This is a genomic window from Luteibacter sp. 22Crub2.1 (assembly GCF_900167995.1).
Classification (GTDB): Bacteria; Pseudomonadota; Gammaproteobacteria; order Xanthomonadales; family Rhodanobacteraceae; genus Luteibacter; species Luteibacter mycovicinus.
The window spans coordinates 42,321-63,894 of the sequence record NZ_FUYT01000021.1 but is presented as its reverse complement, the minus strand read 5'-3'; the positions used below and the strand labels follow the sequence as shown (position 1 = coordinate 63,894).

Genomic DNA, 21,574 nt, shown 5'->3' with positions numbered 1-21,574 from the left:
CGACCACCAACCCACCTCGGTACACCAAAGAGACGGCGGGGGTGACCCTCGAGGCCGGTAGCCGCAGGCGAGGGCTTCGACTGGACAAGGCCGCGAAGCGGGGCCGGTCAGGCTCAACCGGCCAATTCGCCCTGAGCGAAAAACGCCGTCACATCCGACAGCTCACGCGTACGCGGCATCGGCGGCAAGCTGGCGAGGAAAAGTCGGCCGTAGCCCTTCGTGCTGAGGCGCGGATCGCAAAGCACCAGAACGCCGCGATCGTTCACGTCGCGGATCAACCGCCCCGCGCCCTGCTTCAGCGCGATCACCGCCGTCGGCACCTGCCAGCCCATGAACGGATTGATGCCCGCTTCCTCGAGCGCCTCGAGTCGAGCCTGCAGGACGGGATCGTCCGGCATCGCGAACGGCAGCTTGTCGATGACCACGACGCTCAATGCTTCGCCGGCCACGTCCACGCCTTCCCAGAAGCTTGCCGCGCCGAGCAGTACGCCACGACCGCTGGCGCGGAATTCTTCCAGCAGGCGATGGCGCGGCGCGCTGCCCTGCACGAACAGCGGCCAGGGCACGCGCCCTTCCAGCAACTCGGCGGCGCGCCGCAGGGCGCGGTGCGAGGTGAACAACAGGAACGCGCGGCCGTCCGACGCGTCCAGCACGGGACGGATCGCCGCGATCACCTTGTCGGTGAAGTCGCGCGCGGAGGGATCCGGCAGATCCTTCGGCAGATAGGCCAGCGCCTGGCGCTTGTAATCGAAGGGACTCTCGACGTGCAGCGTCTGCGGATCCTCGATGCCCAGCTGGCGGGCGAAATGACCGAAGTCGCCCGCGATCGACAGCGTCGCCGAGGTGTGGATCCACGCGGCATCCGTCGCCATGCGCATCGCGCGCAGCGGCGAAGCGAGGTCCAGCGGCGTCGCGTGCAACGCGAAGCCGCGCGGGAAGGTTTCGTACCAGCGCACGTCGCTGGCCGAGTGTTCCTCCGCGATGCGGTCGAGCCGCAGGCTGAGCATCTGCGCGCGTTCGAAGGCATTGGCCAGGCCGCGCGAGCGCTCCCCCAGCGAACCGAGCAGATCGGAAAGCGCGGCCATGACATCGCGCAATTCGGTCAGCAGATCGTGGACGGTGCTGTCGCGATCCAGGGCGCCGAAAGGCCCCTTCGGCGGCAGCGAGTCCATGGCAAGGCGCAGCCTCCTGACCAGGTCCTGCACCACTTCGACCGGTTCCAGCAGCTGACTGGTCGCGCCGGTGACCCCCTGCGCTTCGGCCAGCGCGTCGTGGGCCAGGTCGGTCATCTGCCGTGCGCTGACGCTTTGCGAGAAGAACTGGCCGGCCAGTTCGGGGATCTGGTGCGCCTCGTCGAGAATGAAGGCGTCGGCACCGGGCAGGATTTCACCGAAGCCTTCCTGCTTCAGCGCCAGATCGGCCATCAGCAGGTGATGGTTGACCACCACGATGTCGGCTTCCATCGCATCGCGGCGGGCTTTCACCACATGGCAGTCGTCGAAGAACGCACACTCCGCGCCAAGGCAGTTTTCCGGCGTGGAGGTGACCCGCGGCCAGACCGGCGAATCTTCCGGGATATCGACCATCTCCATACGATCGCCACGGCGGGTGCGGGCCGACCAGGCACGGATCGCCGAGAGCTGGGAGGCCAGCTGCCGGTCCGGGTTGCCCTCGCGGACGGACTGGTCGAGCCGGTACAGGCACAGATAGTTGGCCCGGCCTTTCAGCAGGCTGGTTCTGGCCCGGCTGCCCAGCACGGCGTGCACGCGCGGCAGATCGCGGAAGAACAGCTGGTCCTGCAGCGCCTTGGTGCCGGTGGAAACGATCACCTTGCGCCCCGACATCAAGGCGGGAACGAGGTAGGCGAACGTTTTGCCGGTGCCGGTGCCGGCCTCGGCGATCAGGATGTCGCGCTCGGCGATGGCTTCGGCCACGGCCTCCGCCATGCGCTGCTGGGCCTCGCGCGGGGCGAATCCCGGTACTTCACGGGCGAAAGGCCCTTCGGCGCCGAGGATCGCGGCCACTTCAGGTTCAGTCATCCGGCAAGTATCGCCTACAATGGCCGTCTTTTCGTCTTCCAAAGAGCGCCCCTTCACGGCGCGATCCGAGAGCCCACGCATGGACAAGAGTTTCGAGCCCAGCCAGATCGAGTCGAAGTGGTACGCCCAGTGGGAGGCCAATGGCTATTTCAAGCCGTCGGGCAAGGGCACGCCGTACACGATCATGCTGCCGCCGCCCAACGTCACGGGCACCCTGCACATGGGCCATGCCTTCCAGCACACCATCATGGACACGCTGGTGCGCTACCACCGCATGCGTGGCTTCGACACGCTGTGGCAGCTGGGTACCGACCATGCGGGCATCGCCACCGAGATGGTGGTCACCCGCCAGCTCAATGCCGAAGGCAAGCAGCGCGCGGATTTCGACCGCGAGTCGTTCATCGCCCGCATCTGGGAGTGGAAGGCCGAATCCGGCGACATCATCGGCCGCCAGATGCGCCGCCTGGGCGTCTCGGGCGACTGGTCGCGCGAGCGTTTCACCATGGACGAGGGCATGTCCGAGGCTGTGATCGAGACCTTCGTCCGCCTGTCGGAAGAAGGCCTGATCTACCGTGGCCAGAAGCTGGTCAACTGGGATCCGGTGCTGAAGACCGCGATTTCCGACCTCGAAGTGGTCAGCGAGGAAGAAGACGGTTCGATGTGGTCGATCCGCTACCCGCTGGCCGACGGCTCGGGTGAACTGATCGTCGCCACCACGCGTCCGGAGACGATGCTGGGCGACGTGGCCGTGGCCGTGCATCCGGAAGACGAGCGCTACGCGCATCTCATCGGCAAGTTGCTCAGCCTGCCGCTGTCCGACCGGCAGATTCCGATCATCGCCGACGACTACGTCGAGAAGGACTTCGGCACCGGTTGCGTGAAGATCACCCCGGCGCACGACTTCAACGACTATGCCATCGGGCTGCGCCACAACCTGCCGATGATCAACATCCTCACCGACGAGGCGAGGATCAACGACGCCGCGCCGGAGAAGTATCGCGGACTGGACCGCTATGTCGCGCGCAAGGCGGTGCTCGACGATCTCGAAGCGGCCGAGCTGCTGGTCGAGACGAAGAAGCACAAGCTGCAGGTGCCGCGCGGCGATCGCAGCGGCCAGGTCATCGAGCCGTATCTCACGTGGCAGTGGTTCGTGAAGATGGACACGCTGGCGGCGCGCGGCCTCGAACTGGTCGAGCACGGCCACGTGAAGTTCGTGCCCGAGAACTGGATCAGCACGTACCGCCACTGGCTCGGCAACATCCAGGACTGGTGCATCAGCCGCCAGCTGACCTGGGGCCATCGCATCCCGGCGTGGTACACCGACAACGGCAGCGTGATCGTCGCGCGCGACGAGGCTGAAGCCTCCGCCAAGGCGGTTGCGCAGGGCTACGAGGGTGCACTGCGCCGCGACGACGACGTGCTGGAGACCTGGTTCTCGTCGGGCCTGTGGAGCCACTCCACGCTGGGCTGGCCGAACCCGGAGCGCCAGGCCGAACTCGGTTTCGACCGTTACCTGCCGTCGAGCGTGCTGGTCACCGGCTTCGACATCATCTTCTTCTGGGTCGCCCGCATGATCATGCTGACCGACCATTTCACGGGCGAAGTCCCGTTCAAGGACGTCTACGTCACGGGCCTGATCCGCGACAAGGACGGCCAGAAGATGTCCAAGTCCAAGGGCAACGTACTCGATCCGCTCGACATCATCGACGGCATCAGCCTCGACGACCTGCTGGCCAAGCGCACGCGCGGCCTGATGCAGCCGAAGATGGCGGAGAAGATCGAGAAGTCGACGCGCAAGGAATTCGGCGACGGCATTCCCGCGTTCGGTGCGGATGCGCTGCGCTTCACCTTCGCCTCGCTGGCGACGCACGGTCGCGACATCAAGTTCGACCTGGAGCGTGCCGGCGGCTACAAGGCCTTCGTCAACAAGCTCTGGAACGCGTCGCGCTTCGTGCTGATGAACCTCGGCGAAGAAGCGCGCATCGCACCGGTCAAGCCCACGACCGAAGCCGAACGCTGGATCCTCACCCGCCTGCGCGACACGCTGGGCACGGTCAAGGAACAGCTCGCGGCCTATCGCTTCGACCTCGCGTCGCAGGCGCTGTACGAGTTCACCTGGAACGAGTTCTGCGACTGGTTCCTCGAGTTGTCCAAGCCCGCATTGAACGGCAACGACGAAGCCGCCATCGCATCCACCCGCTACACCCTGGTGCACGTTCTGGAGACGCTGCTGCGTGCGCTGCATCCGCTGATTCCCTTCGTCACCGAAGAAATCTGGCAGAACGTGCGCCCGCTGCTTGGCATCGACGGCGAAACGATCATGCTGCGCCCCTACCCGGAAGCCGCGGACGTCGAAGGCGACGACGACGCGACCGCCGAGGTCGAATGGGTCAAGGACGTGCTGACCGGCGTGCGTCGTATCCGCGCCGAGATGAACATCGCGCCGGGCAAAGTCATTCCGCTGCTGTTCGCCGACGGCGACGCGGCCGATCGTGCACGTGCGGCCAAGTTCGCCGCGCAGATCGCGTTCCTCGGCCGCGTCGAAACGCCGGTCTGGGTCGAAGGCGAAGAGCCTGCCGCCGCTGCCGCCGTGATCGGTGGCATGCGAGCGTTGATTCCGCTGGAGGGGCTGATCGACGTCGGCGCCGAGAAGGCACGCCTCGCGAAGGAAATCGCCCGCATCGAGGGTGAAGTGCGCAAATGCGAAGGCAAGCTGAGCAACGCCAACTTCGTCGCCAACGCACCGGCTGAAGTGGTCGAGCAGGAGCGCCAGCGCATTGCTGACTGGACGCGCCAGGCGGATGCGATGCGCGAGCAGGCGAAAAAGCTGGGCGCGTAGCGCCCAGCTGGGTAGGAGCGCGCCCTGCGCGCGAAAAGCCTACAAGGCGGTGATGGGGTGCCGCTTCAGCGGGGTGCCGCTTCATCGCTTCGTTGGCTTTTCGCGCGCGGGGCGCGCTCCTACATGGGACGTCACCGATAAAAAAACCCGCCATCAGGCGGGTTTCTTCTTTTACATGTCGTGTTTGTTCACTTCAAACCCGGCTTTCTTGTATTCCGTCCACCGCGCCCGTGACCCCTCGCGCTCGGCGGGATCCGCCGCCACGACTTCCAGCACGCGGTCGAAGTGCCCCGGGGCGCAGACATCGCGCAGGTTGATCACCATCGGCCGGTCCGCGGCCTCGACGCCCGGCGGCACGATCAGCACCGCCGTGTTGGCGTCGTCGTCATCCCCCGCGAGCTGATGGGGGATGAAGGCATCCTCGTCGAAAGCCCAGAGGTATTCGTCGATCGCCTCAGCCTGTTCGAAGTCCCGCGTGAGGATCAGGGTCGGCTGCTGGGCGCCGAACGCGCGCTTGGCGAGTTCGCAGACCAGCAGCAGGGGATCCTCGCGGAAGCGCGGCTTGTCGATCAGGTAGAAGTCGGCGCGCGGCATCGTGGCGGGATCAGCCGGCCGACGCGACGCGGTCGAGCAGCCACTGGGTCAGCAGCGGCACGGGACGGCCGGTGGCCATGCCCTTGCGGCCTTCGTCCCACGCGGTGCCGGCGATGTCGAGGTGCGCCCAGCGACGGCCTTCGGTGAAGCGCGCCAGGAAGCAGCCCGCCGTGATCGCGCCGGCGTACTTGCCGCCGATGTTCGCCACGTCGGCGAAGCCCGACTCGAGCTGGCTCTGGTAATCGTCCCAGAGCGGCAGGCGCCAGGCGCGGTCGAGGGTGGACTCACCCGCGGCGAGCAGCTCGGCCGAGAGCGACTCGTCCTTGGTCATCAGGCCGCTGGCATGCTTGCCCAGCGCGACGACGCAGGCGCCGGTGAGGGTGGCGGCATCGATCATGGTATGCGGGTCGAAGCGCTTGCCGGTGTAGGTCAACGCGTCGCAGAGGATCAGGCGACCCTCGGCATCCGTGTTGAGCACTTCGATGGTGATGCCGGCGAGGCTGGTCAGCACGTCGCCCGGGCGATAGCTGTCACCGTCCGGCATGTTTTCGACGGCCGGGACGACGCAGACGAGGTTGACCGCGAGCTTGAGCTTCACGGCGGCGACAAAGGCGCCGAGCACGCCGGCGGCGCCGCCCATGTCGAACTTCATTTCTTCCATGCCCGGACCCGGCTTGAGGCTGATGCCACCGGTGTCGAAGGTGATGCCCTTGCCGACGAAGGCGTACGGCTTGTCGCCGTCCTTGCCGCCGTTCCACTGCAGGATGATCAGGCGAGGCTGATTGGCCGAGCCGCGGGCAACGGCCAGCAGCGAGCCGAAGCCTTCGCGTTCCATATCGGCCCGGTCGAGGGCCTCGAAGGTGACGCCTTCATGAGCCTCGGCGAACGCCCTGGCCTGATCCGCGATGTAGACCGGGTTGCAGATGTTGGGCGGCAGGTTGGCCAGCTCCTTGGCGTAGCGAACGCCTTCGGCGATCGCGCGGGCTTCGGCCAGGCCGTTCTCGCCATCGGCCGGACCGACCAGGTTCACCGTGCCGAGCTCCGGCAGCGCCTTGTCGCGCGGCTTGACGGTGGCGGTATAGCGGTAGGCGGCATGGTCGGTGGCCAGGGCGGCGACACGGACGCGCCAGGCGGCGTCGCGACCCGGCACGTCGATTTCGGGCAGCCAGCTGGTGGCCTCGGTGACCGGCAGGCGACCGACGGCGCGGGCGGCTTCCAGGGTGACGCGCTGGTAGCGGGCGGCGTCGAACGTCTTCTGGGCGCCCAGGCCCACCACCAGCACGCGGGCGGCGGCGACACCGGCCGGGTGCAGCAGCGTGACGAGGTTGCCGACCTTGCCGGTGATGTCGCCAGCCTCGACCAGGCGTTTGATGGCGCCCTGACCGGCGGTGTCGATCCGCGCCGCGGCGCTGGTCAGGACACCGTTCTCGTAGACACCGACGACCGCGACCGGGGTGGCGGTCGATTCGGGAGCGCTGGAACCGAGGCTGAACTGAACTGACATATCTGATGGTCCTGCAAAAGCCCGCCGGGGCCCGGACAGGCTAGACTTGTGGTTTGCCGGCCAGGACTGACGCGGCACGAACCGCCAATTCTACCAAATGCTCAGCATCCTCGACCGCTATTTCCTGCGCGAACTTGCCTACGGTGTCATTGCGACGGCCGTGGTCCTGCTCGTCATCTTCTCCGGCGGCGCCTTTGCCAACGTCCTGCAGAAGGTCGCCAACGGCAGCATCCAGCCCTCCGTCATGTTCGAGGTGCTCGGCCTGCAGATGGTGGACCTGCTCTCCACGCTGCTGCCGATGTCCGCCTTCCTGGGCACCCTGATAGCCCTGGGGCGCATGTACCGCGAGAGCGAGATGCACGTCCTGGCCTCGTCCGGCATGGGTCCGCGCGGCATGCTGCGCCCGGTCACCCTGCTGGCGGTCGTCGCCACCATCGTGGTCGGCCTGGTCTCGCTCTGGCTGGGGCCGCTGTCGGCACGCACCGCCGACCAGGTCATCGCGGCGGCGAACAAGTCCGTGATCGCCGCCGGCCTCGACGCCGGCCGCTTCACCGAACTGCCCGGCAAGGGCGGCATCATCTTCGTCGACACCCTGAGCCGTGACGGCACGGTACTGGGCAAGACCTTCCTGGCCACCGACCGCACCGACAGCGACGGCAACCCGCAGGTCCGTGTGGTCAGCGCCAAGAGCGGCCGCATGTACCAGGAGAGCGACGGCCAGAACCGTTTCCTCGCCCTGTACGACGGCTGGCAGTTCGAGGTGCCGCTGGCGGCCGACAACTGGCGCCGCATGAAGTACGAGCGTAACGACGCCTCGCTGTCGTCCATCGTCGACGACGACGAGGACACCGATCCCGCTCACGAATCCACCATGTCGCAGCTGATCAAGGCGGGCACGCCGGACGCCCTCGGCGAGATCGTCTCCCGCTTCGCCGCGCCGGTCAGCACCCTCGTCCTGATGATGATGGTGCTGCCGATGTCGAAGCAGGCCCCGCGCGACGCCCGCTACGGCCGCCTGCTGATCGCCGTGCTCACTTACTTCCTCTATGTCATCTGGCAGCTGATCGCCCGCGCCCAGATCATCAAGGGCCACCTGCACACCTCCGTGCCCGTGTGGATCCTGCACCTGGTCGTATTCGGTGTGGCCGCCTGGTACTTCTGGAAGCAGAACACGCCGCGTCGCGTTAAGGGAGCCGCGTAATGGCCACCCTCACCGTCAAGCGCGCCGACCGCCTGATCGCCATGAGCGTGCTCGGCACGCTGCTGCTGGTCTGGCTGGTACTGGCGGGTTTCGATTCGCTGCTGCAGTTCGTGCGCCAGCTGGGCAACATCGGCAAGAACGGCTTCTCGCTGTACGACGCCATCGCCTACATCATGCTGACGCTGCCGCGCCGGCTGTATCAGATGTTCAGCAATGCCGCGCTGATCGGCGGCCTGCTCGGCCTGGGCGGACTGGCCGCCACCGGCGAGCTGACCGCCCTCCGCGCGGCAGGCATGTCCAAGCTGCGTATCGCGGGATCGGCGGCGGGCGTCATCGCCGTGCTGACTCTCGCCGTCGTGGTGATGGGCGAAACCGCCGCCCCCTACGGCGACCAGCATGCGCAGGCCATCCAGGTACGCATGCGCTCGAGCAATCTCGGCTCGACCAGCAGCGGCCTGTGGGCGCGCGACGGCGGCAGGATCATCAACGCCAAGTCGGCCATCGCCGTGCAGGACGGTGACCGCACCACCGTGAAACTCGTCGACGTGCGCGTCTACAGCTTCACGCCGGACGGGCAGCTGTCGGTCTTCTCGCATGGCGATAGCGCCACGCATGACGGCAACAAGTGGATCATGAGCAAGGTCCGCACGACGACGCTCGACGACCAGGGTACGCACTCGACCAACCAGGACACGCAGACCTGGGCCTCGCGCCTGAATCCGCATGTGCTGGAGCAGTCGGTGATCCACCCCGAGTATCTGTCCATGGCCGATCTGCGGCGCAACATCCGCTACCTCGACAACAACGGCCAGAACTCGGGCGTGTACGCCGTCGCGTTCTGGGGTCGCGCGCTGTTCGCCCTCAACACGCTGGTGCTGGTGTTGTGCGCCATGCCGTTCGCCTTCGGCTCGCTGCGTTCCGGTGGCCTCGGCAAGCGCCTCTTCATCGGCATCATCCTGGCGATCGGCTGGTACTTCCTGCAGGGTGCGATGGTCAACTTCGGCACCGTCTACGGCATGCCGCCGCTGCTGGCCAACCTGTTACCGACGACGCTGCTGGTCGCAGGCGCCCTCGCCTACTTCAGACGCTTCGGCTAGCGAACCACACCTCAGGACGCCGCCGCGAGCGGCGTCCTGCACACACGCTCGAGCACGGCGTCCATCTCATCGCCACTCATGGGTTTGCGTAGCAGCGCGTCCATGCCCGCCTCGCGTATCGCGCTGACCTCATCCCCCGCCGAACGTGCCGTCACGGCGACGATCGGCAGGCTCGCCATCGCCTCGATACGGCGGACCATCCGGGCGATCTGAAAGCCATCGACCAGCGGGAGGTCGAGATCGAGCAGAAGGACGTCGTAGCGTCCGGCCGACAATTCGCTCATCGCGGCGAGGCCATCGCTCACCGCGGCGACCAGATGGCCGCGCGCCCGGAGCAGGTTCGCGATCACTTCCGAAACCACGGGGTCGTCCTCGACGAGCAGCACGCGCCATCCGCCCGGCGTGCCAACCGACGAAGGCGCGGGCATGCAGGTGTGACCCGCACAGGCGCACGGCTGCATCGGCAGGCTCACCGTGAAACGGGTGCCGCAGCCCGGTTCGCTCGCCACCTCGATCGATCCATCCATCAGCGCGACCAGCTCCTGGCAGATGGCGAGGCCGAGTCCCGATCCTTCCGCGCGCCGCGGGGAGGCACCCTGCTCGAACCGGGAATACAGCCGGGCGCGAAGTTCAGCCGACATGCCCGGCCCGGTGTCGGACACCGTCATGATGAGCGAGCCGGCGCATGCGGACAGCACGACGGATACCCCACCCGCTTCCGTGAACTTCACCGCGTTGTTCACCAGATTCTGCAGTACCTGACGCAGGCGGACCGCGTCGCCGCGCAGCGTCGCGGGCACGGCGGCGTCCACACTGACGGTCAGTGCGAGTCCTTTCTCACGCGCTCTCGTCGCGGCGAGGGCCACCACCTCGTCCGCGACCGATCGCATGGACACGCAGTCCGACTCGAGCACCAGTCGCCGCGATTCGATGCGGGCGATGTCGAGCGCATCGTTGACCAGACGCAACAACGTGTCGCCCGAGCGCCGCACCGCATCGACATAGCCGCGCTGCGCGTCATCGAGCGGCGTACGCGCCAGCAGCTCGGCCATGCCGAGCACGCCGGTCATGGGAGTGCGTATTTCATGACCCAGGGTCGCCATGAATTCCGTCTTCGCCGCGCTCGCCTCCTCGGCCATGCGTCGCTGATGTTCGGCAAGCCGCATGCGCATCGCCTGACGCACACGCCTCCGGGTCCCGCGCAGCACCGCGACGACCGCGGCTGTCGCGAGCAGCGCGTATCCGACCCATGCCCACCAGCGCTGCCATGGCGGCGCTTCCATCACCACGACAAAGGCGGCGGGAAGCGCCGGGCTGAGCTCGTCGCGGCCGGCGCCCGTGATCGACATGGCATACCTGCCTGCCGGCAAACCCTCGAAAACGCGCTCCCCGTCGCTGGCCACCCGAACGGGCGAGGCGTCATCGTCGCGGCGAACCTCGAACCTGACGTGGTTGCGATCCGGGTGGACGAACGAGAGGACGCGCGCGGAGAGACGCGGCTCGCGATCGTCCCACGCCAGGTTCAGGGTGCCGTTTTCGATGGGCAGGACTTCACGTCGACCATGACGCGACACCGTCGCGCCCAGCACGGTAATGGTCGGGCGGCGGACGTGATCGCGCTGCGCGTCGGGACGAAACCCGACGAGGCCGGCGAGCGTCCCGCCATACATGCTGCCGTCGTCGAGCAGCACCGTGGTGGCGTGAGTGAACTCCCCGCTGGCAAGGCCGTCGGCCATGCCGAACGAGCGGAAGCGGCCATGCTCGGGGTCGAAACGCCACACGCCTGTCTGACCGTACAACCAGAGCCGTCCGCCACGGTCACGACGCAGGTTGAGGATCTCGGTGGAGGGGAAGCCTTCGGCGCCACCGATGTGTCTGTCGCGTACGGCGCTCGCGCCCTGCCAGTGGAACCGCTCGAGCGCGTCGGGCCGGACCACCCAGAAGCCGTCGCCGTCCGGTTCGAACGCGTTGATCCTCCCGCGCGCGACGCCTTCGATGAAACGCATCTCTCCCGTCGCGCGCTCCTGCCTGGCCAGGCCGGCCAGGCTCGCCTGCCAGAGATCGCCGTCGACCATTTCGATCTGGCGCGTATCGGCCCAGCCCCTCGGCGTCTCGGCGAAGCGAACGCGCGCTGCATGGCCGAGGTCGGCATCGACCCGGAACAGGCCGGCATCCAGTGCGGCGACGAAGACGTCACCGCGCGGCCCGGAAGCCATGGTGGTGACCGGGCGGTCGATCGTGCTGCGCAGAACGGGCTGGGCGGATCGTCCGCGGCCGACGGTGAGACCGTCCACGGTACCGATCAGCAGCCGCTGCCCCGGCAGCGCGAGCAGCGACTGGATGCGCGGCGCACCGAGTTCAAATCCGGGCGATGTGTGACCGGTCGCCGGATCGAAGCCGCGGATCCACCCACGCAAGCCGCCCACCCACAGGCCTCCCCCTTCGCGCGCCGCGACCGCGGTCACCGTGCGGCCGGGGAAGGTGTGCGGGTCGGTGGCGACATGGGAAAAACGGGTGAAGTCGTCCCACGAAGGGCCCAGATACGCCAGTCCGCCATCGCTCAGCGCGAACCAGAGGCCGTGCTCCCGGTTCTCCAGCATGCCGCGCACGGTGCGGCCAGGGAGACCGCCTGCGGCGGTCCAGGAACCAGCCACGTCATGCATCCGGTCGAAACGGTCGAGCATCGAGAGACCCTGCGCCGACGCGATCCAGAGAATGCCGTGACTGTCGGCCAGCGTGCCGAACACCCTGCCTGCGGCGACACGGCGTTCGCGCACGGGACGCGCGTCGGCGGTCAGACGAAACAGGCCGCGATCGGTGGCGATCCGCAGTTCCGCCGGGCCGCCCCCGATACCCTGCACGCGCACCGGGCTGCCGTCCGTGAACGCGCGTGGCGACACCCTGCCGTCGCTGTCCGCCACGAACAGGCCGGTATCCGCGCCAATCCACAGGCGCCCGTCGTCGGCGACATGCAATGCGTTGACCGCGCCGCCCCGGAGGTCGCCCACTCGCTCCGGGGCGCTCCCGTCGGCGCGCATGCGATCGAGACCTTTCGCCGAACCGACCCAGATAGCGCCATCGGGCGTCTGCGCGATGGCGCGGACGTCGTCGCTGGTCAACCCGTCGCGCCACTGCACGAAGACGCCGGTGTCGGGATCGTAGCGGCCCAGACCCGACTCGGCTCCGCCCATCCAGATCCTGTCGTCATGGTCGACGAAGAGCACCGACAAGCCGCCCGTCGGCATCGCGTGTTCCCGGCGAGGCCCGATGCGCGGGACGGTGAATTCCACGCCGTCGAACCGCGACAACCCGGCGGCGGTGGCCACCCAGATGAATCCGCGCGCATCTTGCACCACGGCCTGCACCTTGCTGCTGGGCAAGCCCTCGTGCAAGCCGTAACTGCGGAACTGGGGGGTGGGGATCGGCGCCGTCGTGAGGCCTGCCGATGTGGGGATGGCCACGCCCATGAGGATCGTGGCCACGAGAATCCATCTCGCGAAGAGCGTGTGGTGCATACGCCGGGTTCCTGGTTCGAACCCGATCATGGCATGCGGCTGAAGCTCTCCGCACGACTTGACGTCCCGACGGACTGTAGGCATGAACCGCTGCGCTTGCCCGTAGAATGGCCGCATGTCACGCCGCCTGCGCCTCCTCATCGCCGCCATCGGCTTCGCCGCCCTCGCCTGGTTGCTGCTGGCGGCGATCGACCGCGGACTGGCGCTGGCCCAGCGTTTCATGGGTTTGCCGGAGGGCTTGCGCTGGCTGCTGGGCATCGCCATCGCGCTGCTCGCGGGGGGCGGCATCGCGGTCGGCTTCTGGTGGCTGCGTCCCCGCAGACCTCGTGGACCGGTGGTCGCACCGGACCGTGCATCGCTGGAAGCGCGCCTGCAGACGCTTCGTGAATCCGGCTCCGAGGTTGAGGAAATTCGCAACGAACTCGGCGAACTCGACCGGCGTCGCGCCAGCGAGAAACTCTACGTCGCGGTCTTCGGCGAGATATCCACGGGCAAGTCGTCGCTCATCGCCGCGCTGATACCGGACGCGCGCCCGGACAGCGACGTGCGCGGCGGCACGACACGTGAGGTGACGCACTTCGAGGGGGCCATGCCTCGCGGTGGGGAATGGACGCTCGCGGACGTCCCCGGTTCGGCCGAAGCGGACGGCGACGCACGCGAACGCATGGCACGCGACGAGGCGTTGCGTGCGCACGCCGTCGTGTACGTCTGCGCCGGCGACCTCACGCGCACGCAGGGCGACGAACTGCGCTGGCTGGGCGACTTCGGCAAGCCGCTGGTGCTTGCGATCAACAAGGCGGACCAGTGGTCGCCGGAAGACCGTGAGCGCATCGTGCGGCAGGTGCGCAGCCAGACGACCGGAATTCCCGACGCCGTCGTCGCGATCAGTGCGGGGGGCGAGGAGCGCTTCACCCGCCGTCTCGCCGATGGCACGACCGAGGACGTCACACGCCGACGCAAGCCTGACGTCGATGCCCTCGTGGATGCCATCGCGCGGCTTGTCGCGCCGGGTGCGCAGGGCCTCGAGGCGCTGCGCGAAAACGCGGTGCTCGCACGTGTACACGAACGTACCGGTGAGTACGAAAAAGCCCACCGAGCCGCGGAAGCCGATCGTATCGTCGCGCGCTACGCGCGACGCGCCATCGTGGGCGCGATGGCCGCCGTCGCACCCGGCACCGACCTCGTGATTCAGGGCGCTCTGGCGGCAGGCCTCGTGCGGACCCTGGCGGACCTGTACGGCGTCAACGTTACCGACGTCGACGTCGACAATCTCCTGCGACAGGCCCGCATGACCTTGCGAACCGGCACATCGATCGTGCTTGCGGTGGCCGGAAACGCGCTCAAGGCGTTTCCGGGGCTGGGAACGCTGGGTGGTGGCGTGCTGCACGCCTTCGCCTATGCCCTGATCTTCGACAGCCTCGGCCGTGCGCTGGCCGCCACGCTTGCCGAACGCCATACCCTCGACCAGGCCGATGCGGGCGAGCGCATGCGTGAGTTGCTCGGCGACGCCAGCGGCTCGCGGCTCCGCCGGCTGGCCGAACTCACCGGCGACGCCTTGCGGGATCGTTAAGTGAACGATGCGTTCGCGACGGGCGGGCTGACAAGCGACGCCCGCTCGGCCACACTGCCTCGTATCGGCCGCGGCGCGGCCCTCGTCCGGAACCGGCTCCCCTCATGCGAAACGCCCGCTTCCTGCCAGCTGTCCTCTTCGCGATCGCGCCTCTGTATGCGCATGGCGCGACCACGGCTTACCGGATCGATCCGGTGCACAGCCAGGTCGTGTTCAACGTCGAGCACAACGGCTTCTCGCGATCCTTTGGCCGACTGAAAGTCACCGAGGGCATCGTGCGCTTCGATCCGGACGACTGGTCGAAGTCCTCGGTCGACGCGACCATCGATCTCGCCTCCGTCGACATGGGCGACGCCGAGTGGAACAAGGCGGTACGTGGTACGTCACTGCTCGACAGCGACCGAGCGAAAACCGCGCATTACGTCAGTGACTCGGTCGAAAAGAAATCCGACGACGAAGGCACCGTCCACGGCAAGCTCACCCTGCGTGGCAAGACGCTGCCCCTCGACCTTCCGTTCCGGGTGAACCGTATCGGCAAGACCATTTACGGCTTGCATACCGTGGCCGGCTTCTCGTCCACCGTGACGCTCGATCGCGCGGCGTACGGAATGACTTCGAACAAGAATTCCATCGGCAACGACGTCAGTGTATGGCTCGAGATCGAAGCCATCCGTGGCGGCGACGCCCAGACCCGCTCCGACAAGGAAACCCCCGATGCCCCTGCGCAGTGACACCTCCCGTTGGAGCACCGTCGCCAAGACCTTTCACTGGGTCATGGCGCTGCTGATCCTCGGCAACGGCGCGTTCGCCCTCTGGATGGACGGCCTGAAGCCGTCGATGCAGAAGATCAATATGTTCGCCCTGCACAAGTCGATCGGACTCACCGTGCTGGCGTTGTTCCTGCTCCGCCTGATGTGGCGCGCGGTGGACCGTCGCCCACCCGATGAGCCGGCACCGCACTGGCAGAAGATCGCCGCGCATGCGGTACATGGCTTGCTCTACCTGCTCATCGTCGCCATCCCGCTGTCGGGCTGGGCGTTCAATTCGGCGCACGGTTTTCCGTTGCAGTACTTCAAGCAGTTCAACCTGCCGGCGCTGGTGGAAAAGAATCCCGGACTGTCCGACACGCTCGGCACCGTCCACGTCTGGTTGTTCTGGTTCCTGCTGGCCGTGCTCGTCGCCCATGTCGGCGGAGCGCTCAAGCACCACCTCATCGACCGCGACGACACACTCCGCCGCATGCTGCCGTTCGGCCGTGCAAAGCGGAACACCTCTACCCCTCCCGGAGATACGCCATGAACCCGATGATCCGCCGCCTGTCCGCCCTCACCGTCGCGCTGGCCCTGCCGTTCGCCGCGTCCGCCGCGGATTACAAGGTCGGCCCCGGCAGCACGCTCGGTTTCAGCGGCAAGTTCCAGGGCCAGCAGTTCGACGGCACGTTCGGCAAGTTCGATGCGGCGATCAGCTACGACGCCGCGAATCTCGCCGCGTCGAAATTCGACGTGACCGTCGATACCGCCACGGCGAAGACAGGCGACAGCGACCGCGACAACGCGCTGCCGGGGTCCGATTTCCTGGACGTCAAGAAGTTCGCCACGGCGCACTACGTCACGACAGGCTTCAGCAAGGACGTCAAGGGCAACGTCATCGCCGACGGCAACCTGACGCTGCACGGCGTGACGAAGCCGGTCGCACTGAAGGTCGTGTTCTCGCCCAACGCCGGCGGCGCACGTCTTTCCGTCACCGGTACCCTGAAGCGCCTGGACTTCGGCGTGGGCAGCGGCGATTACAAGGACACCTCGACCATCGCCGACGAGGTACTGGTCAACGGTTGGCTCAACCTGTTGCCCAAGTAAGGCGACGGTGGGTAGCTTCCGCGATCGCCTGCGCGGTCTCTCCGACCGTTTCCGGCGCGGCGTGCCTCGCGCTGCGGCGACGGACGAGCGCGGCGGCGCCGTCGCGGCGAGCCTGCGCGGACTGCTCGACGATCCGTCGATTCCATCAAGCGTGCGCGATGCGATGGCGGCGGACTTCCGCCGCATCGAAAGCATGCTGGATCGTCTGGAACGCGACGAACTGCATGTCGCCGTGTTCGGCCGCGTGTCCGCGGGAAAGTCGGCGCTGGGCAACGCATTGCTTGGCCGCGAGGCGTTCACCGTCGGCGTGCTGCACGGTACGACGACGGAAGCCGACGCGGCCCGCCTCGACGAGGCCGCCAATGCGGGACTCGTTCTCATCGACACGCCCGGCATCAACGAGCTGGGCGGCGAGGCGCGCGAGAAACTCGCCTTTGAAGTCGCCGAGGTCAGCGACCTCATCGTCTTCGTTGCCGACGGTGACCTCACCCGGGACGAACGGGATGCCTTGCGCACGCTCGCGACCACCCGTCGTCCGCTGCTGGTCGCACTGAACAAGGTCGATCGCTACAGCGACGACGAGCGCGACGGCCTGCTGGAGAGACTGCGCCAGCACACCGCGACACTGGTCCGGCGCGAGGACGTGATCGCCGTGGCGGCCCAGCCGTCCTCCCGGTCGGTCGTCGAACTCGACGCCAGCGGCCACGAGCGACTGTCGTCCGAGCCGCGCCCGCCCGATGTCACGGCGTTGAAATCACGCTTGTTGGCCATCGCCGAACGGGAAGGCAAGACGCTTTCGGCGATCAACGCCGGGCTGTTCGCCGGGCGGCTCACCGACCAGATCAGCGAGCGCGTCGCCGCGACGCGTCGTGAGGTCGCGTCCGGGGTCATCCGCCAGTATTGCGTCGCCAAGGCGGTGGCCGTGGCCCTGAATCCGGTACCGGTGGCCGACCTGCTGCTGGCGGGCGGCCTGGACGCGGCCATGGTCGTGCAGCTCGGCCGGGTCTACGGCCTGCCCCTGACCCGGAGCGAATCCGGAAAACTCGTCGCGACCATTTCGGTGCAGCTGGCCGCACTGATGGGGGCCGTCTGGGGCATGCAGCTGGTCGCCTCGGCACTCAAGGGCCTCAGCGGCGGCGTGTCCGTCGTGGTCACCGCCGCGGCGCAGGGCGCGCTCGGCTGGTACGCGACGGTGCTGATCGGCCGGGCGGCTGAGCATTATCTCATCGCAGGAAAATCATGGGGTGAGCACGGGGCGAAGCGCGCCGTCGCGGAGATCGTGGCCGGACTCGACCGCGATTCCATCCTGCGCGAGGCGCGCGAGGAAATCCTCAGGCGCCTGCACCGGTAGGAGCCAGCCCCGCTGGCGATTCAGCCCGCGAAAGCCCTGACTCGCGCCACATCGAACGGCCAGTCCAGCTCCATCCCGTCGCCCCGGCGCAATACGGGCACACGCGTCCCATACCTGCTCTCCAGCGCCTCATCCTCATCGATCCACACCGACGAAAAATCCGGCAACCGCGCCTGCGCCAACACCTCCAGCGCCTGATCGCAGAGGTGGCAGTCATCTCGCTGGAACAAGGTGAAGTCGGACATGCGCGGGTGTATGGGGCCAGGGGCGTCGCGGCGTAGAATAACCGGCTATCCCCATAGCCAACCTTCCCCAGCCATGGCAGTCAGCGTTTTCGACCTTTTCAAGATCGGCATCGGCCCGTCCTCCTCGCACACGGTGGGCCCCATGCGCGCCGGCGCGCGTTTCGCCGAACACTGGCTGGAGGAAAAAGGTGTACTGGAGCGCGTAGCGCGCGTGCGTTGCGAGCTGTTCGGCTCGCTGGCCATGACCGGACGCGGCCACGGCACCGATAAGGCGGTATTGCTCGGTTTCGAGGGCGAGTGGCCCGATCGCGTCGATCCGGACACCATCCCGGCGACCCTCGAGCGCATCCGCGGAACCCGGCGCATCCGGATCCTCGGTCGCCACGAGATTCCCTTCGACGAAAAGGTCGACCTGGTCTTCAACAAGCGCCAGAAACTGCCGTTCCACACCAACGGCATGCGCTTCTCGGCCTACGATGCGGACGGCAACGAACTGGCCACACGCGACTACTACTCGGTCGGTGGCGGTTTCGTGGTCAATCCGGACGAAGCCGCGGAAGACCGCATCGTCGCCGACACCAGTGAGCAACCCTTCGCCTATTCCACCGGCGACCAGCTGCTCTCGCTGTGCAAGGAGCACAACCTCACGATCGCCCAGCTGGTCATGCGCAACGAGGGCATCTGGCGTCCCGAGGCGGAGACCCGCGCGGGTCTGCTGACCATCTGGAAGGCCATGCAGGACTGCGTGTCCCGCGGCCTGCGTTCGCCCGGCGTGCTTCCGGGCGGTCTGAAGGTCAATCGCCGTGCCCCCGCCATGGCCGCCGAGCTCCGCGCGCAGCCGGAAGCCGCGCTGCGCGATCCGCTCACCATCCTCGACTGGGTCAACCTGTACGCACTGGCGGTCAACGAAGAAAACGCGGCCGGCGGCAGCGTGGTGACGGCGCCGACGAATGGCGCCGCGGGCATCGTCCCGGCGGTGCTGCATTACTACCGCCACTTCTGCCCCAACGCATCGGAAGACGGCGTCATCCAGTTCCTGCTCACCGCAGGCGCCATCGGCATTCTCTATAAGGAAAACGCGTCGATTTCCGGCGCCGAAGTGGGCTGCCAGGGCGAAGTGGGCGTGGCCTGTTCCATGGCGGCCGGCGGTCTGACGGCCGCGCTGGGCGGCAGCGTGACCCAGGTCGAGAATGCCGCGGAGATCGGCATGGAGCACAACCTGGGCCTGACCTGCGACCCGATCGGTGGCCTCGTCCAGATTCCCTGCATCGAGCGCAACGCCATGGGTGCGGTGAAGGCGATCAACGCCAGCCGCATGGCGCTCAAGAGCGACGGCAAGCACCACGTTTCGCTGGACAAGGTCATCGCGACCATGCGCGACACGGGGCGCGACATGAAGGACAAATACAAGGAAACATCGCGCGGCGGTCTGGCCGTCAACGTCATCGAATGCTGACGCGGCCCAGGTAGGAGCGCGCCCCGCGCGCGAAAAGCCAACAAAGCGATGAAGCGGGAAAGTCCCTAGCGAACCGGACAATCCCGCGGCAGCCGGTCGACCGTTTCGACTCTCACCGGCTCGTCTTCGCCCCACCAGTTGGCGACGGCGGTGTAGCAAATTCTCAATTTTCCGCGGCGCGTATCGAAGCGCTGTTTGCTCGTGTACGCAAAGCACGACACCGACGCCAGATGACCCAGTTCGCGCATGGTCATGGCGCAGCGCCGCACGGACTCCACCGGGTCTTCACCGGGGTACAGCGTGAAGTAAAAACCCTTGGCGGTGCGGTCGTAGGACTCGGAATCGATCAGCCGGCCTTTGTCGGTCCACGCCTCATCGGCTGCGGCAATGCCACATACCGTCAAGGCAAAGAACAACATGCCGCTGGCGACCACCTTCGAACGCATCCGAACCCCTTTAGCCCTACCGCGTCGGCCAGTGTATATCGATGCGGCGCCCCGTGTACGTAGGGGAACGATGGCTGACAGTTGCGGCCCGGGCTGTCATTATCCGGCCCTTGTGCCGCCCCGGGGTGGATTCTCGCCGCCCCGTCCGACCGGAGTCTGTATGTCACATCACCATATCCGCCGCGATGTCGGCGCCTTCGCCCTGATGCTCACCGGCCTGGGCTCGATCATCGGCTCGGGCTGGCTCTTCGGCGCCTGGCACGCCGCCCAGCTCGCCGGCCCTGGCGCCGTCTACGCCTGGATCATCGGCGCCGTCATCATTCTCTTCATCGCCCTGACCTACGCGGAACTGGGTGCGATGTTCCCCGAATCCGGCGGTATGGTTCGCTACGGCCACTACTCGCACGGCTCGCTGGTCGGCTTCATCGCCGGCTGGGCCAACTGGATCGCCATCGTCTCGGTCATCCCGGTCGAAGCCGAGGCCTCGGTCCAGTACATGGCGTCATGGCCCTGGGAATGGGCGCAGTGGACCAAGGGCCTGTACGTGGTCACCGCCGGTCACGGTGAGCTGACACCGCCTGGCCTGGCGATCGCCGCGGTGCTGGTGATGGTCTACTTCTTCCTCAACTTCTGGAGCGTGAAGCTGTTCGCCAAGAGCAACACGGCGATCACGGTATTCAAGCTCGTCGTTCCGGCCGCGACCGGTATCGCGCTGATCGCCACGAGCTACAACCCCGGCAACTTCGACATCGGCGCGCATGGCGGCACTCACGCGATCGACATCTCCTCGATCCTGACCGCCGTGGCCATCTCCGGCATCGTCTTCAGCTTCAACGGTTTCCAGAGCCCCGTGAATCTGGCGGGTGAAGCGCGCAATCCCGGCCGCAGTGTGCCGTTCGCGGTGATCGGCTCGATCCTCCTGGCCACCGTGGTCTACGTGCTGTTGCAGGTCGCCTTCATCGGCGCGGTACCGCCCGATCAGCTCGGCAAGGGCTGGGCGGGTCTGGAATACGCTTCGCCGTTCGCCCAGCTCGCCACGGCGCTGATGATCAACTGGATGGCGATCCTGCTGTACGCCGATGCGTTCGTCAGCCCCAGCGGCACCGGCGCCACGTACACCGCCACCACCGCACGCATGATCTACGCGATGGAGCGCAACGGTCAGCTGCCGAAGATCTTCGGCCATATCAACCCGCGCTTCGGTATCCCGCGCCCGGCGATGTGGCTCAACCTCGTCGTGAGCTTCATCTTCCTGTTCTTCTTCCGCGGCTGGGGCACCCTGGCCGCGGTGATCTCGGTGTCGACGATCATTTCGTACCTCACCGGTCCGGTCAGCGTCATGACCCTGCGCCGCACCGCGCCGGAACTGAAGCGTCCGCTGCGCATCGCCGGCCTGCCCATCCTCGCCGCGCTGGCCTTCATCTTCGCGACCGAGCTGCTGTACTGGGCCAAGTGGCCGCTCACCGGCGAGATCATCCTGCTGATGGTCGTGGCCCTGCCGATCTACTTCTACTACACCGCCAAATCGGGCTGGGAAGATTTCAGCCGCCACCTCAGGGGTGCCTGGTGGCTCATCGTCTACCTGCCGGTCCTGGCGCTGGTGTCCTGGGCGGGCAGCAAGACCTTCGGCGGCCGCGACTTCATCCCCTACGGCTACGACCTGGCCGTGGTCGCCGTCATCGGTGTGATCTTCTACTTCTGGGGCGTCGCCTCCGGCTGGCGCACCCCGATGGTCGAGGCCGCGCGCTTCCACCATGACGAGGACTCCGGCGGCGGCCCCGTCCTTCCGCCCAGCGCGGATGAGGCCGAAGCAGTCACCGGTCGCCGGTAACGAAAAAACGCCCCTCGGGGCGTTTTTTTT

Annotated in this window: 16 protein-coding genes; 10 read left to right on the top strand and 6 right to left on the bottom strand. The window is 67.1% G+C overall.

Annotation, left to right across the window (positions count from 1 at the left end):
* Window positions 1-113: 113 nt before the first annotated feature.
* Window positions 114-2,039 carry a DNA repair helicase YoaA gene (locus B5X73_RS18885; RefSeq protein WP_079522887.1) on the bottom strand — a complete coding sequence of 642 codons (1,926 nt, stop codon included), beginning with the start codon at window positions 2,037-2,039 and terminating at the stop codon, window positions 114-116.
* A gap of 79 nt (window positions 2,040-2,118) precedes the next feature.
* Between B5X73_RS18885 and B5X73_RS18880 the strand changes: the two genes are divergently transcribed.
* Window positions 2,119-4,878, top strand: a complete 2,760-nt coding sequence (locus B5X73_RS18880) for a valine--tRNA ligase (protein WP_079522886.1) — start codon at window positions 2,119-2,121, stop codon at window positions 4,876-4,878.
* 171 nt (window positions 4,879-5,049) lie between these two features.
* On the opposite strand, the gene B5X73_RS18875 is transcribed toward B5X73_RS18880, so the two are convergent.
* Window positions 5,050-5,472, bottom strand: coding sequence for a DNA polymerase III subunit chi (locus tag B5X73_RS18875; RefSeq protein ID WP_079522885.1), 423 nt, complete (start codon window positions 5,470-5,472; stop codon window positions 5,050-5,052).
* Window positions 5,473-5,482: 10 nt separating this feature from the next.
* On the bottom strand, window positions 5,483-6,976 hold the full coding sequence (locus tag B5X73_RS18870; RefSeq protein ID WP_079522884.1) for a leucyl aminopeptidase: 1,494 nt from the start codon (window positions 6,974-6,976) through the stop codon (window positions 5,483-5,485).
* Between the two features lie 97 nt (window positions 6,977-7,073).
* Here B5X73_RS18870 and lptF point away from each other — a divergent pair, with 97 nt between their 5' ends.
* Both lptF and lptG read left to right on the top strand, forming a co-directional pair.
* Entirely contained in the window at window positions 7,074-8,177 is a 1,104-nt protein-coding gene (gene lptF, locus B5X73_RS18865) for an LPS export ABC transporter permease LptF (protein ID WP_043695441.1), read from the top strand.
* Window positions 8,177-9,274, top strand: coding sequence for an LPS export ABC transporter permease LptG (gene lptG / locus B5X73_RS18860; RefSeq protein ID WP_036110964.1), 1,098 nt, complete (start codon window positions 8,177-8,179; stop codon window positions 9,272-9,274). The genes lptF and lptG overlap by 1 nt, the downstream gene beginning before the upstream one ends.
* 11 nt (window positions 9,275-9,285) lie before the next feature.
* Here lptG and B5X73_RS18855 read toward each other — a convergent pair whose 3' ends face one another.
* On the bottom strand, window positions 9,286-12,789 hold the full coding sequence (locus B5X73_RS18855) for a hybrid sensor histidine kinase/response regulator (RefSeq protein WP_176167895.1): 3,504 nt from the start codon (window positions 12,787-12,789) through the stop codon (window positions 9,286-9,288).
* Between the two features lie 115 nt (window positions 12,790-12,904).
* Between B5X73_RS18855 and B5X73_RS18850 the strand changes: the two genes are divergently transcribed.
* From B5X73_RS18850 to B5X73_RS18830, 5 genes are all read left to right on the top strand, one after another.
* Window positions 12,905-14,359 carry a GTPase gene (locus B5X73_RS18850; RefSeq protein WP_079522889.1) on the top strand — a complete coding sequence of 485 codons (1,455 nt, stop codon included), beginning with the start codon at window positions 12,905-12,907 and terminating at the stop codon, window positions 14,357-14,359.
* A 104-nt stretch (window positions 14,360-14,463) separates the two neighbouring features.
* Window positions 14,464-15,090: a YceI family protein gene (locus tag B5X73_RS18845; protein WP_079522882.1), complete on the top strand. Its 627-nt coding sequence runs from the start codon at window positions 14,464-14,466 to the stop codon at window positions 15,088-15,090.
* Complete coding sequence (locus B5X73_RS18840) at window positions 15,074-15,658, top strand: cytochrome b (protein ID WP_079522881.1); 585 nt, start codon at window positions 15,074-15,076, stop codon at window positions 15,656-15,658. The genes B5X73_RS18845 and B5X73_RS18840 overlap by 17 nt, the downstream gene beginning before the upstream one ends.
* Window positions 15,659-15,663: 5 nt before the next feature.
* Window positions 15,664-16,215, top strand: a complete 552-nt coding sequence (locus tag B5X73_RS18835; RefSeq protein ID WP_254857337.1) for a YceI family protein — start codon at window positions 15,664-15,666, stop codon at window positions 16,213-16,215.
* Window positions 16,216-16,276: 61 nt separating this feature from the next.
* Window positions 16,277-17,566: a GTP-binding protein gene (locus B5X73_RS18830; RefSeq protein ID WP_254857336.1), complete on the top strand. Its 1,290-nt coding sequence runs from the start codon at window positions 16,277-16,279 to the stop codon at window positions 17,564-17,566.
* Window positions 17,567-17,586: 20 nt separating this feature from the next.
* Here the strand turns inward: B5X73_RS18830 and B5X73_RS18825 are convergent, their stop codons facing one another.
* Window positions 17,587-17,811 carry a glutaredoxin family protein gene (locus tag B5X73_RS18825; RefSeq protein WP_036110948.1) on the bottom strand — a complete coding sequence of 75 codons (225 nt, stop codon included), beginning with the start codon at window positions 17,809-17,811 and terminating at the stop codon, window positions 17,587-17,589.
* Window positions 17,812-17,884: 73 nt separating this feature from the next.
* Here B5X73_RS18825 and B5X73_RS18820 point away from each other — a divergent pair, with 73 nt between their 5' ends.
* Window positions 17,885-19,267, top strand: coding sequence for an L-serine ammonia-lyase (locus B5X73_RS18820; protein WP_043695454.1), 1,383 nt, complete (start codon window positions 17,885-17,887; stop codon window positions 19,265-19,267).
* Window positions 19,268-19,332: 65 nt separating this feature from the next.
* Here the strand turns inward: B5X73_RS18820 and B5X73_RS18815 are convergent, their stop codons facing one another.
* The gene (locus tag B5X73_RS18815; protein WP_036110945.1) at window positions 19,333-19,713 is read right to left on the bottom strand and encodes a hypothetical protein; all 381 of its coding nucleotides are present in this window, start codon (window positions 19,711-19,713) and stop codon (window positions 19,333-19,335) included.
* A 160-nt stretch (window positions 19,714-19,873) separates the two neighbouring features.
* Between B5X73_RS18815 and B5X73_RS18810 the strand changes: the two genes are divergently transcribed.
* Window positions 19,874-21,544 (top strand): APC family permease, encoded by a 1,671-nt coding sequence (locus B5X73_RS18810; RefSeq protein WP_036110943.1) that lies wholly within the window; start codon window positions 19,874-19,876, stop codon window positions 21,542-21,544.
* Window positions 21,545-21,574 lie beyond the last annotated feature (30 nt).

Coding starts and splice junctions, on each gene's coding strand:
- B5X73_RS18850 (WP_079522889.1), top strand. CDS start 12,905: ATGTCACGCCGCCTGCGCCTCCTCATCGCCGCCATCGGCTTCGCCGCC.
- B5X73_RS18870 (WP_079522884.1), bottom strand. CDS start 6,976: ATGTCAGTTCAGTTCAGCCTCGGTTCCAGCGCTCCCGAATCGACCGCC.
- lptF (WP_043695441.1), top strand. CDS start 7,074: ATGCTCAGCATCCTCGACCGCTATTTCCTGCGCGAACTTGCCTACGGT.
- B5X73_RS18840 (WP_079522881.1), top strand. CDS start 15,074: ATGCCCCTGCGCAGTGACACCTCCCGTTGGAGCACCGTCGCCAAGACC.
- B5X73_RS18815 (WP_036110945.1), bottom strand. CDS start 19,713: ATGCGTTCGAAGGTGGTCGCCAGCGGCATGTTGTTCTTTGCCTTGACG.
- B5X73_RS18810 (WP_036110943.1), top strand. CDS start 19,874: ATGTCACATCACCATATCCGCCGCGATGTCGGCGCCTTCGCCCTGATG.
- B5X73_RS18855 (WP_176167895.1), bottom strand. CDS start 12,789: ATGCACCACACGCTCTTCGCGAGATGGATTCTCGTGGCCACGATCCTC.
- B5X73_RS18875 (WP_079522885.1), bottom strand. CDS start 5,472: ATGCCGCGCGCCGACTTCTACCTGATCGACAAGCCGCGCTTCCGCGAG.
- lptG (WP_036110964.1), top strand. CDS start 8,177: ATGGCCACCCTCACCGTCAAGCGCGCCGACCGCCTGATCGCCATGAGC.
- B5X73_RS18835 (WP_254857337.1), top strand. CDS start 15,664: ATGATCCGCCGCCTGTCCGCCCTCACCGTCGCGCTGGCCCTGCCGTTC.
- B5X73_RS18845 (WP_079522882.1), top strand. CDS start 14,464: ATGCGAAACGCCCGCTTCCTGCCAGCTGTCCTCTTCGCGATCGCGCCT.
- B5X73_RS18885 (WP_079522887.1), bottom strand. CDS start 2,039: ATGACTGAACCTGAAGTGGCCGCGATCCTCGGCGCCGAAGGGCCTTTC.
- B5X73_RS18880 (WP_079522886.1), top strand. CDS start 2,119: ATGGACAAGAGTTTCGAGCCCAGCCAGATCGAGTCGAAGTGGTACGCC.
- B5X73_RS18825 (WP_036110948.1), bottom strand. CDS start 17,811: ATGTCCGACTTCACCTTGTTCCAGCGAGATGACTGCCACCTCTGCGAT.
- B5X73_RS18820 (WP_043695454.1), top strand. CDS start 17,885: ATGGCAGTCAGCGTTTTCGACCTTTTCAAGATCGGCATCGGCCCGTCC.